Here is an 11,946-nt window from a genome sequence, read left to right as displayed (position 1 = left end):
CCCGTGTGGGTGGGCGCGACGGGGTCGTCGAGTCGGTTGGCCGGGATCCGGTCAGACCGCGGCGGCCTCGGCCGCCGCCAGCTTCACGCACACGGCGACGGCACGCATCGCGCGGCGGACCTCGTCGACGGTGGGGTAGCTGGGCGCGAGGCGGATCTGGTGGTCGCGCGGGTCGTTGCCGCCGGGGAAGGCGGCGCCTGCCGGGGTCAGCGCGACGCCGACCTCCTTGGCCAGCCGGACCACCTCTGCGGCGCAGCCGTCCGGCACCTCCAGGCTGACGAAGTAGCCGCCCTCGGGTCGGGTCCAGGTCGCGATGCCGAGCGGGCCGAGCTCACGCTCCAGCACCTCGTACACCGCCTCGAAGCGCGGCGCGAGCAGCGCGCGGTGCAGTTGCATGTGCGCCACCACACCCTCGGTGTCGCCGAAGAAGCGCACGTGCCGGAGCTGGTTGACCTTGTCCGGGCCGATCGTCTGCTTGGCCAGCAGACCGGTCAGCCAGGCGACGTTGGCCTCGGACGCACCGAAGAAGGCAACGCCGGCGCCGGCGTAGCTGATCTTCGAGGTGGAGCCGAAGACGAACGCCCGGTCCGGGTTCCCCGCCTCGGCGCACGCGTCCAGGACGGACAGCAGCTCGACCGGGGTGTCGGTCAGGTGGTGCACGGCGTAGGCGTTGTCCCAGAAAAGCCGGAAGTCCGGCGCCGCCGTCGGCATCGCGGCCAGCCGGCGCACCGTCTCGTCGCTGTAGCTCTCCCCGGTGGGGTTGCTGTACTTGGGCACGCACCACATGCCCTTGATCCTCGGGTCGGCGGCGACCAGTGCCTCCACCTGGTCCAGGTCCGGGCCCGCGCCGGTGAGCGGGACCGGGACCATGCCGATGCCGAACCGCTCCAGCACGCCGAAGTGCCGGTCGTAGCCGGGCACCGGGCACAGGAACAGCACTTCGGGCTCGTCCACCCAGCGGCGCTCGGCACCGGGCACCTTGGACAGCAAGGCGTTGGCGATCACGTCGTGCATCAGCGTGAGGCTGGCGTTGCCCAGGGCGAGCAGCTGCGCGGCGGGCACCTGGAGCAGTTCGGCGAAGATCGCGCGCAGCTCGGGCAGGCCGTTCAGTCCGCCGTAGTTGCGGCAGTCGGTGCCGTCGGCGGCCTTGAAGTCCCCGTCGCCGGGCAGCGTGAGCAGGCCGTTGACCAGGTCCAGCTGCTGCGGCGAGGGCTTGCCCCGGGTGAGGTCGAGACGGAGGCCCTCCGCCGCCAGGGCGGCGTACTCCTCACGAGCGGCCACGAGGTCGATTTCCGGAATGGACACGGTGGTGCTGAGCGGCACGGAATCCCCAAAATAGGCGGAGGCCGCAGACACTTGCGGCAGGGCCAATCTAGCAACACGCCGGGGCGGATCCGAGCCGACGGCCCTTCCCGTTCGGGCAAGGGAGCCCTCCGGGTAGGCGGGCCCCGGGCAAGCGAGCCCGTCCGGGCAGGCAAGCGGGAGTCAGGTGTTCTCCCGGTCGGGAAATTCCGTCTCCGTGAAGCGCAGCTCGACGTGTGCCCGGCGACCGTTGATCAGACTGTGCGTGTCCAGGGACAACGACAACGCGTCCTCGCTCAGCCGGCCCGAGTACAGCACGGTGCCGGACGGGCTGGCCCCGGCGAAAGAGATCGACGTCCCGTCCAGCTCGTAGGCGCCCTGGCTGCACCCGGTGTGCTCGGGGCCGAACCAGCGGGCGATCTGCCGCAGGGCGCCGACGACGGAGGTGACGGTGGAGACCAGGTCGGGTCCGGTGAAGCGGATGTACGTGCAAAAGCCCCGGTCCGCTTCGGACCCGGGATCGGTCCCGCCTCCCATGTCCGCTTCGACCGCCACGTACAGCCCGTCGAAGCGCGGGCCGCTCCGGTTCCCGGGCTCGACGCCGCCTTCGGATCCTCGGCCGCGGATTCGTGGAACTCGCCTGTGGTACGCACCGGTTGCCTCCTCGGTCGACGTCGGCTCCGGGGAGCCGACGTGCGCAAGGGAACGAGCGTAGGCGACACCGCCGACGGCGGACCGGGTCCGCGCGGACCCATCGTCGCCCAGTGGGGTCGCGCGTCCGCGGCAGGCCGGATCCGCCGGCGCCCACACCGCAGACGCCGGCGCCGCCTACCATCGGCGAAGACACCCTCGATTCGGGAGTAGGACCATGAGCTCGTGGCGCACGGCCAGGCGGTTCCGGCACGGCGGCGCGGTATCGGCGCCCGAGACGGGGGCTTCGCGCGCACCCGTGGTGGTGGACTGCGCGCTGTACGACAAGGGCGTGCGGCGCCCGGGCGAGGTGGCGCTGAGTGACGCGCTGGATGCGGCCGAGGCGGGCGAGGACACGTTCGTGTGGATCGGGTTGTACGCCCCACTCGCCGAGGACCTGGCCGGCGTCGCCGACGCGTTCGACCTGCATCCGCTGGCCGTCGAGGACGCGGTCGAGGCCCATCAGCGGCCCAAGCTGGAGTACTACGACGACACGCTGTTCCTGGTCCTGAAGACCATCGTCTATGTCGAGCACGACGCGCTGACCGCGACCAGCGAGGTGGTCGACACCGGCGAGATCATGGTCTTCGCCGGGGAGAAGTTCGTCGTGGTGGTCCGCCACGGCAGTGCGCCGCCGCTGGTCGAACTGCGCCAGTCGCTGGAAGCCGACCCGGCGATGTTGGCGCACGGGCCGGCCGCAGTCGTGCACGCGATCACCGACCGGGTCGTCGACGACTATCTGCGCGTGGCGGACAAGGTCGAGGACGACTTCGAGCGGCTGGAGGTCGACGTGTTCTCGCCCCGGCCGAGCAACGACGCGGAGCGGATCTACCAGCTCAAGCGCGAGCTGATCGAGTTCAAGCGGGCGGTCCTGCCGCTGGCCCGGCCGCTGGAGCGGCTCACCGGGGGCACCCTGCCCGGCGTCGGCACCCGCTTCGACGCCTACCTGCGCGACGTCGCCGACCACTTGGCGCTGGTCCGCGAACGCCTGGCCGCGTTCGACGAACTGCTGGACGGCATCCTGTCGGCCAGTCTGGCCGGGGTGACCGTCCGGCAGAACACCGACATGCGCAAGATCGCCGCCATCGCGGCGATCCTGGCCGTCCCCACACTGATCGTCGGAATCTACGGGATGAACTTCGAGCACATGCCCGAGCTGAAGTGGACGTACGGATATCCGGCCGTCCTGGTGGTGATGGTCACCGCGTGTGTGCTGATGTTCCGAGCGTTCCGCCGCAACGACTGGCTGTGACCCGGGTTCGGCTCACTCGCTCGGGACCACACCACCCGCGGCTGCCGGGGCGGTCAGATCGCGGCGTTGCCGGGCGATGTGCTCCGGATCCCAGCCGGGACGCGGGATCGAGGCGAGCAGCAGTCGGGTGTAGGGGTCCGCGGGCGCCGCGAGCAGGTCGCCGACGGGTCGGTGCTCCACGGTGCGGCCCCGGTGCAGCACGAGTGCCTCGTCGCACAGGTAGCGGACCACGGCCAAGTCGTGACTGACGAAGATCAGCCCGATGCCGGTGTCCCGGCGGATGTCGGCGAGCAGGTTGAGCACCTGCGCCTGGACCGAGACATCCAGCGCCGAGACCGCCTCGTCCAAGACCAGTAGCGCGGGCTCCACCGCCAGTGCCCGGGCGATGGCGGCACGTTGGCGCTGGCCGCCGGAGAGTCCGCGCGGTCGGGTCGCCGCCTCCCGGGGGCCGAGGCCGACCTGGGCCAGCAATTCGCCGATCCGTGCGGTACGGGCGGCCGGATCGCGCACTCCGTGCAGTCGCAGTACGCCGTCGAGCGTCGCGCCGATGGACAGCCGGCCGTCCAGGGACAGGTAGGGGTCCTGGAAGACCATCTGGACCGCCTTGGCCCGGGCCAACCGGGCGGCCCGGCCGCGCACGCTTTCGGCCAGGGGCGTGCCGCGCACCACGATCCGGCCCGCGTCGGGGCGTTCCAGGCCGAGCAGCATCCGGGCCGTGGTGGTCTTGCCCGATCCGGACTCGCCGACCAGGCCCAGCGCGCCGCCGACCGGCAGCGAGAAGGACAGGTCCTCGACGGCGACCACCTCGGTCGTGCCGGTGCGGTAGGTCTTGCGCAGGCCGCTGACCTCGATCAGGGGCGTGGCGTCATGGGGTGTGACGTCGGTGGTCAACGGTCCTCCGAGTCCGAGGCGAGGTGGGCGAGCACCGGCGGCTCCAGGTCGTCCGCGCGATGGCAGGCGACCCGACCCGCGCCGTGCGGTTCGAGCGCGGGCGGCACCTGATCGCACCGGCCCGGCTCGGCGAACCGGCAGCGCGGCGCGAACGCGCACCCGGTCGCGGACTCCAGCAGGCTCATCGGCGCGCCCGGGATGGGCGCGAGCCGGGTCAACGGCCCTTCCAGTGGCGGGGAGGAGCCGAGCAGTCCGGCGGTGTAGGGGTGGCGAGGGTGGGCGAACAGCTCGTCCGCGCTCGCGGTCTCCACGATCCGTCCCGCGTACATCACGTAGATCCGGTCGCAGGAGGCGGCCGCGAGTTCGATGTCGTGCGTGATCAGCAGCAGGCCCAGGTCACGCTCGCGGCGCAGGCGTCCCAGCAGGGCCAGGATCTCGGCCTGGGTGGCGACGTCCAGGGCGGTGGTCGGCTCGTCGCACAACAACAGCTTGGGTTCGCCGCACAGGGCGGCGGCGATCATCACGCGTTGCAGCATGCCCCCGGACATCTCGTGCGGGAACTGGCGCAGGTGGCGCTCCGGATCGGGCAAGCCGACGGCGGCCAGCAGTTCCGCCGCGCGGGCGTCCGCGCGGGCCCGGGACCAGCCGCCGACCAGACGCAGTGCCTCGGTCAGGAAATCGCCGATGCGACGCACCGGGCTGATCCCGGCCCGGGGGTCCTGGAAGATCATCGCCGCGATGCCGGTCCGCACCTCGCGCAGCCGCGCGGCGTCGGCGCCGACCAGGTCGATGCCCTCCACCCGGACCCGGCCGGAAAGGTCGGCGCCGGCCGGGAACAGGCCGAGCGCGGCACGGGCCGTGACCGACTTGCCGGAGCCGGATTCGCCGACCAGGGCCACGGTTTCGCCGGCGGCGACGGTCAGTTCGATCCCGTCCAGGATCGGGCGGGCCATGCCGGGGAGTGTGACGCTCAGCGCGTCGATGTCGAGCAGTGTCATCAGGCGTCCCTTCCCGCGACCCGGTCGGCGAGGTGTTCCCCGACGACGTTGAACGCGACGACCACCAGCACGATCGCGACCGCGGGCACGATCGCGGACAGCGGTCGTTCCTGGAGTACGGCGGACTGTCCCTGGTTGATCATCGAGCCCCAGTCGGGAGTCGGCGGTTGTACGCCCAGGCCCAGGAACGAAAGTGCCGCGAGGTCGAGCAGCGCGTAACCGAAGTTGACCGTGGCCTGGGCCAGCACGGTGGGTGTGATGTTGGGCAGCAGGCCGCGAACCGAGACGAACACGGGTGAGTGGCCCTGTACCCGGTAGGCGGCAATGTAGGGCCGGGACTTCTCCGCGGCGGCCAGGCCGCGAACCAGGCGTGCGGTGTACGGGAGGTAGGCGACGGCCATGGCCAGCACCGGCGCGGTCAGGCCCTTGCCGAACAGGGCGACCGCGAGGATCGCCAGGAGCAGCGCCGGGAAGGCGAACAGGATGTCGAGCACGCGCCCGATGGCCGCGTCGACCCAGCCGCCGCGCCACGCGCTGAACAGTCCGACGGCGATGCCCGCGACGGTGGCGAACACGACCACCGCGAGCGGCCCGAACAGGCTGGTCCGGGTGCCCTCGATCAGTGCCGAGAACGTGTCGTGGCCACCCTGGTCGGTGCCCAGCCAGTGGGCGGCGCCCGGATCGGCGAAGGTCTCCGACAGTGCGCCGAACTCCGGATCCTGCGGAGCCAGCCAGGGTGCGGCCAGGGCAACCACCAGGAACACCCCCAGGATCACCAGGCAGGTGTTCACCAGCCACGAGCCGCCGAGTCGGCGGAGTCGGCGCAGCGGGTCGCGGCGCGGTGGGGCGGCTGCGGAATCAAGCGTGACGGCGCTCATCGGGCGCTCCCTCGTGCCGCGACCCGCGGGTCGATCAGTGGATACAGCAGGTCCACCAGTGCGTTGATCAGCACGAACGCGGCCACCACGAGCAGCACGATGGCCTGCACCACCTGGAAGTCCTGTTGGCTCACCGCCTGCACCAGCAGCGAGCCGACGCCGGCCATCCCGAACGCGGTCTCCACCAGCGCGGTGCTCACCAACATTCCGGAGACGAGCAGCGCCGAGACGGTCACGATCGGTCCGAGCGCGTTGCGCAACACGTGTCGCCTGATCACGCTGCGCCGCGGAATACCGCGACTGAGCGCGACCTCGACGTGCTCGCGGCGCAGTTCGTCGAGCATCGCGGTGCGGGTCACCCGGGTGACCAGCGCGGTGAAGGTCACCGAGAGGGCGATCGCGGGCAGCACCACGTGGTGCAACCGGTCCAGCGCGCCCTCGCCGTTGCCGAACGTCGGGAACCAGCCCAGTTGTACGCCGAACACCGAGCGCAGCAGGATCGCCGCGACGAACGAGGGCACCGCGGCGCCGACGGTGACCATCAGCAGCACGGTCGAGTCCGCCCAGGTCCCGCGGCGCAACGCTCCGACGATGCCGGCGCCGACCCCGAACACCGCGATCAGCAGCATCGAGACGCCGATCAGCAGCAGCGATGCGGGCAGTCGGGACCAGAGCACGTCGCCGACGCCCTGGTGGAAGAGGTACGAGCGGCCGAAGTCGCCCTGCAACACGCCCTCCAGCCAGTGCCAGTAGCGCACCGGGAAGGGATCGTTGAAGCCGTACTGCTCGCGGATCGTGTCAAGTTCCTGCGGGCTGGGACTGCGTCCCTTGACCAGGAAGCTCACCGGGTCGCCGGGGGCCAGGTAGAGCGAGGAGAACACCAGAAAGGAGGTGACCAGCAGGGTCGTTGCCATGCCGGCGAGTCGGCGCAGCGCGGCCAGGGCGAGCGCCGGGCCGCGCCCGCCACGCCCGCCGGAACGGCGGGTCGCGGCGGGCACGGCTGCCTCGGTCGAGGATGCGAGGGTCAACTCTTCGCCCCGATCTCGGCGGCCCACGGGTAGTAGAGGTAGGCGATGGACGGCTGCACGCCGGTGATGCGCTTGCCGAGGAAGACGCTCACCGGCGAGGTGTACAGCGGCAGCCAAGGGAGTTCGCGCAGCGCGATCTGTTGGGCCTGCGCGGCTGCGGCGGACTGCGCGGCGGGATCCGGGGCGCCCAGGGCCTTGTTCACCGCGGCGTCGAACTCCGGGTGCGACCAACTGCCGTAGTTGCTGAACGCGCCGGTCTGCAGCGAGCCGTACATGTCCAGCGGGTCGGTGATCGAGGTGTACCAGAAGGTCAGGAACAGGTCGATGCCCTTGCGCGCCTGGGGATCGGTGAACAGCGAGGAGTACTTCTCCGGCGAGATGGTGTCGATCTGCGGCTTCAGGCCGATCGCGGTGGCGGCCTGGGCGACGGCCTGGGTGATGATCGTGGTCTGCGAGTCCAGCGGGCTGGTGGCGATCACGATCTTCTGCCCGTTGACGCCGGCCTTGGAGGCCAGTTCCTTCGCCTTGGCCACGTCGTACGGGTAGGCGGGTGTCGTCTTGGTCAGGTCGTCCCGGACCGGGCCCGGGGCGCCGGCCCACACGTCGTCGGTGACCAGCGAGTTCGCCACCTGGCCGATGCCGCCGACACCGGCGTCGACGATGCCCTTGCGGTCGATGGCCATCAGCAGTGCCTGGCGGACCCGGGCGTCGCCCAGCGGACCCTGGAGGTTGCCGACCACCTCGTCGGCGACGGTGGTGTTGCGGCCGAAGTAGAGCTTGCCGGCCGGGGTGTTGCGCAACTGCCCGTAGGAGTTGGCGGGGACCATCCAGCCGCCGTCCACCTCGCCGGTCTGGAATGCGTTGACCCGGGTGGTGGCGTCCGGCAGGAAGACGAACTTCACCTGTCCCGACTTGGCCTTGAGGTCGGGGTTCCAGTAGTCGTCGAAACGCTTGAGCACGATCGACTGCCCGGCGGTCCAGGAGGAGAACGCGAACGGGCCGGTGCAGTTGACGCCCTTGGCCGGGTTCCCGTAGTCCTTGCCGGCCTTGGCCAGGGTGGCCGCGGACTCGACCGTGCCGGGGCTCGCGGCCAGGTACTTGTTGAAGGTGGAGTCCGGCGTCTTGAGGGTGACCGTGACCTGCATCGGGCCGCTCTTGTCGACCGACTGCACGTTGCGGTACGGGTAGGCCCAGTAGCTGCCGACCTCCGGGTCGAGGTTGCGGCGCAGCGAGGCGACCACGTCGTCCGCGGTCATCGCGGTGCCGTCGTGGAAACGCACGCCGGGACGGATCTCGTAGACCCACGAGGTCGGCGTCGGGTTGGTGTACGAACTGGCCAGGCCGGGCGAGGTGGTCAGGTCCGGATTCCAGCGCAGCAGGCTCTCGCACACGTTGGCGAGGATCTGGTTCGGCGGGTAGTCGAAGGCGTACGCGTAGTCGATCGACGCGGGCTCGGCGAACAGCGACCACGTGAACGAGTCGATCGGGGTGCCGGGCGCCGTCTTGGCGGTCAACTCGTAGGCGTGGTCGCCGGATGCGGCCGGCTTGCCGCTGCCGCCGTTGCACGCGCTCGCGGCCAGCGTCGCGGCGAGTGCGCAGGCGAGGGCGATGCGGCGGAGGCGTCTTGGGCGTCCGGTACGGGGTGCGGGCATCGTCTTCCTCCGGGAGGTGGGGGCGTGGCGGTCGGGCGGGGCTTGGTCCGTGCTCAATCGGTCGCGGTGTCGGTCGCGGTGTCGGTCGCGATGCTCAGTCGGTCGCGACGAAGACCGGGCGGCCCTCGACGTAGGTGCGACGGACCCGGGTTGCGGCGATCTCCTGGGGCGGGGCCGCGAACGGGTCCCGGTCCAGCACGACGAGGTCGGCGTACTTGCCCTCCTCGACCGTGCCGGTGACGTCGTCGAGGTGGTTCACCCACGCACTGCCGGCGGTGTAGGCGGTCAGGGCCTGGGCCAGGGTCAGCGCCTGTTCGGGCAGGAACGGCCGGCGCGGGTCCCGGTCGGCGGGCGCGTTGGGCGCGTCGTGCGGCACGGTCCGGTTGACCGCGACGTGGATGCCCCACAACGGGTCGGGGCTGCTCACCGACCAGTCGCTGCCCGCGACCAGTCGGGCACCGGCTCGGGCCAGGTCGCCGAACGGGTATTGCAGCGCGGCGCGTTCGGGACCCAGGAACGGGATGGTCAGGTCGTCCATCTGCGGTTCGTGGGCCGCCCAGAGCGCCTGAATGTTCGCGGCCGCGTCCAGGGCGGCGAAGCGGGGCAGGTCGTCGGGGTGCACGACCTGGAGATGGGCCAGGTGGTGCCGGTTGTCGTTGCTGCCGTTCGCGGCGCGGGCGGCGGCCAGGGCGTCCAGGGCCTCGCGGACCGCGCGGTCGCCCAGTGCGTGGAAGTGGATCTGGAAGGCGAGCCGGTCCAGTTCGCGAACCGCCTCGGCCAACAGCTTCGGATCGACGAAGCTGAGGCCGGAATTGGCGGTGGCGCAGCCGCATGCGTTCAGGTAGGGCTCCAGCATCCCGGCGGTGAAGTTCTCCGCGATGCCGTCCTGCATGATCTTCACCGTGGTGGCGGCGAAGCGACCGACGCGGCCGGTGCGCCGGCGCTCGACGATGTCCGGGATCTGCTCCAGGCCGCGTTCGCGGTCCCACCACAGGGCGCCGACCACGCGGGCGGTGAGCGAGCCGTCGGCGGCGGCACGCAGGTAGACGTCGTAGTTGTCGGGGTTGCCGGGGAAGACGCCGATCATGGCGTCCTGCCACGCGGTCACGCCGAGTCCGTGCAGGTGGCGCTGCGCGGCCAGCAGGCCGGCGAGCGCCTCCTCGGGGGTGGCCGGCGGTACGTGGTCGCCGACCAGGTCCATCGCGCCCTCTTGGAGCATGCCGCCCGGGGTGCCGTCGGGCTCGCGCTCGATCCGGCCGTCGGCCGGGTCGAGGGTGTCCCGGTCGACGCCGGCCATGGTCAGCGCGAGGCTGTTGACCCACGCGCCGTGACCGTCGCGGTTGGTGAGCATTACGGGTCGGTCCGAGACCACCGCGTCGAGCATGGCTCGGGTGGGGATACCGCCCGGGAAGACGTCCATGGACCAGCCGCCGCCGCAGATCCAGTCGGCGTCGGGATGGGCGTCGGCGTAGGCGGTGATCACCGCGAGGTAACCGTCGACGGAGCGTTCGCCTGCCAGGTCGCAGCGTCCCATCTGTACGCCGGCGACCGCCGGGTGTACGTGCGCGTCCTGGAATCCGGGGATCAGCAGGCCGCCCGCGAGGTCGACCACCTCGGTGTCGGCGTCGACGAGTTCGCGCACCGCGTGCTCGTCGGCGACGGTGAGGATCCGACCGTCCCGGACCGCGACCGCGGCGTCGATCGGGGCGGGCGAGGTCGCGGTGAAGACCTTGCCTCCTACAAAAACGATGTCGGCCCTGGGCCGGGTGGTCCCCATCAACGCGTCCTCTGGGTCGGTGCGGTGTTCCGCGGAGCGGTGTTCGGTGCGGTTTGGCGCTGTATTCCGTAGAGCGGTGCTGTGTTCGGTTCGATTTGATTTAGTGCAATTTCGTGCGATTTGGCGCGGCGATCGGAGCGATTTGCGCCTGCGGTGGTTCGGGGGCGCGTGGCGTTCCGCTTGGCTCGGTGCGGTGTTCCGGTGCGGTGTTCGGGTACGGTGCGGGCCTTACGCGGGTCTGCGCGGTCTTCCGTCGGGCGTGCGGTGTCCGCCCGGTGAACGTGGTGGGCGTGGGCCGTGGTGAGGAGTGAAACGGCAGCGCAACAGTGTTGTCAACAGTGATGCGCATTCCGGCGGTCGAATCGATACACTGGCCTCACCATGCCGAAACCACCCGCAACCCCAGTCCGCAGCAAGCGAACCGGCACCCAGCTGACCCCCGAGGCGATCATTGACGCGAGCCTGCGCATCGCGGCGCGGGGCAGCTCGGACGCGTTCACGATCCGCCGCCTCGGCGAGGAACTGGGCACCGACCCGACCGCGATCTACCGGCACTTTCGCGACAAGGACGAGCTATTGCTGTCCGTCGCGGACCGCACGTTGGGCGAGGTGCTGGACAGCATCCCCGACGGCCTCGACTGGCAGGATCGACTGCGCGCCCTGGCCGACGGCTCGCTCGCCGTCGCGCTGAAATACCCGGTGGTCGCCTCGACCATGGCCAGCCGGACCACCAGACGCCCCAACGAGTTCCGCGTCGTCGAACTCATCCTCGGGATGGTCACCGAAGCCGGCCTCGCCGGCGCCGACGCGGCCCTGCACTACCGGATGGTCGGCGACTCGCTGCTGGCGTACGTCGGCCAGCGCGCGGCCTACCTGCTCTTCGATCCCGAGGTCCGGGCGTCGGACGAGTCCGCCTGGAACGTCGAGTATCGGCTGGTGGACGGGCGCGGATTCCCGCACATCACCCGGCTGGGCGCGGAGTTGGCCGAGGTCTCGCACGACCGGATCTTCCACATCCGGGTGGAGGCGCTGATCACCGCGATCGAGCAGCGCGCGGCCGCGATTCGGGAAGGCTGACACCCCGGCCGCACGAGCGGACCGGCCCGACTCATCCTCGCCACAACCGAAGGTCTCTCCCACGGCGTCTGCGCAACACTGTTGACATCAGTGATGCGCAGGCGCTTCACTCTCGTCCCATCGCACAGGTCGCGCTTCGCCCGCCGACCGGTCCGGGTCCCCTTGCCGCAACCGGCCGCGTTCGCCCGACAGGGCGAACACCACCGCTCGGCACTTGTCGCCACGATCCCGAGACGAGGGATTTCATGCTCAAGGAACCTTCCGGCCCACGCACCTCCCCCACGAGAACCGTCGACCGCGCCGGGCTGCCCGCCCCGCTGCGCGCCGTCTTCGCCACCCCTGGCCGATTGGGATTGGATAGCGCGGGTGCCCCCTGCCTCGAAGCGCCTGGCCAAGGCCGT

General features: G+C 71.0%; 10 protein-coding genes. 2 read left to right on the top strand and 8 right to left on the bottom strand.

Features of this window, described 5'->3' with window-relative positions:
- Positions 1-51 precede the first annotated feature (51 nt).
- On the bottom strand, positions 52-1,323 hold the full coding sequence (locus tag ABZS54_RS39070) for an aminotransferase class I/II-fold pyridoxal phosphate-dependent enzyme (protein WP_355547023.1): 1,272 nt from the start codon (positions 1,321-1,323) through the stop codon (positions 52-54).
- A 162-nt stretch (positions 1,324-1,485) separates the two neighbouring features.
- Positions 1,486-1,839, bottom strand: a complete 354-nt coding sequence (locus tag ABZS54_RS39065; protein WP_355547021.1) for a hypothetical protein — start codon at positions 1,837-1,839, stop codon at positions 1,486-1,488.
- Between the two features lie 331 nt (positions 1,840-2,170).
- On the opposite strand from ABZS54_RS39065, the gene corA reads away from it, so the two are divergent.
- Positions 2,171-3,244, top strand: coding sequence for a magnesium/cobalt transporter CorA (corA, locus tag ABZS54_RS39060; RefSeq protein WP_355547019.1), 1,074 nt, complete (start codon positions 2,171-2,173; stop codon positions 3,242-3,244).
- A gap of 12 nt (positions 3,245-3,256) precedes the next feature.
- Here the strand turns inward: corA and ABZS54_RS39055 are convergent, their stop codons facing one another.
- The 6 genes from ABZS54_RS39055 to ABZS54_RS39030 form a co-directional block, all read right to left on the bottom strand.
- Positions 3,257-4,135 (bottom strand): ATP-binding cassette domain-containing protein, encoded by an 879-nt coding sequence (locus ABZS54_RS39055; protein ID WP_355547017.1) that lies wholly within the window; start codon positions 4,133-4,135, stop codon positions 3,257-3,259.
- Positions 4,132-5,133, bottom strand: coding sequence for an ABC transporter ATP-binding protein (locus tag ABZS54_RS39050; protein ID WP_355547015.1), 1,002 nt, complete (start codon positions 5,131-5,133; stop codon positions 4,132-4,134). Before ABZS54_RS39050 ends, ABZS54_RS39055 begins: the two co-directional genes overlap by 4 nt.
- Complete coding sequence (locus ABZS54_RS39045; RefSeq protein WP_355547013.1) at positions 5,133-6,011, bottom strand: ABC transporter permease; 879 nt, start codon at positions 6,009-6,011, stop codon at positions 5,133-5,135. Before ABZS54_RS39045 ends, ABZS54_RS39050 begins: the two co-directional genes overlap by 1 nt.
- A complete protein-coding gene (locus ABZS54_RS39040; RefSeq protein WP_355547011.1) occupies positions 6,008-7,039 on the bottom strand; it encodes an ABC transporter permease in 1,032 nt (343 codons plus the stop codon). Before ABZS54_RS39040 ends, ABZS54_RS39045 begins: the two co-directional genes overlap by 4 nt.
- Complete coding sequence (locus tag ABZS54_RS39035; RefSeq protein ID WP_355547009.1) at positions 7,036-8,691, bottom strand: ABC transporter substrate-binding protein; 1,656 nt, start codon at positions 8,689-8,691, stop codon at positions 7,036-7,038. Before ABZS54_RS39035 ends, ABZS54_RS39040 begins: the two co-directional genes overlap by 4 nt.
- 94 nt (positions 8,692-8,785) lie before the next feature.
- Complete coding sequence (locus tag ABZS54_RS39030) at positions 8,786-10,468, bottom strand: amidohydrolase (RefSeq protein ID WP_355547007.1); 1,683 nt, start codon at positions 10,466-10,468, stop codon at positions 8,786-8,788.
- 381 nt (positions 10,469-10,849) lie between these two features.
- Here ABZS54_RS39030 and ABZS54_RS39025 point away from each other — a divergent pair, with 381 nt between their 5' ends.
- A complete protein-coding gene (locus tag ABZS54_RS39025; protein ID WP_355547005.1) occupies positions 10,850-11,545 on the top strand; it encodes a TetR/AcrR family transcriptional regulator in 696 nt (231 codons plus the stop codon).
- The last annotated feature ends 401 nt before the right edge of the window (positions 11,546-11,946 follow it).

The sequence above is a fragment of the Embleya sp. NPDC005575 genome (assembly GCF_040605455.1).
Classification (GTDB): Bacteria; Actinomycetota; Actinomycetes; order Streptomycetales; family Streptomycetaceae; genus Embleya.
Note: the sequence above shows the minus strand (reverse complement) of the source record. Positions and strands in the feature narration are given on the sequence as shown.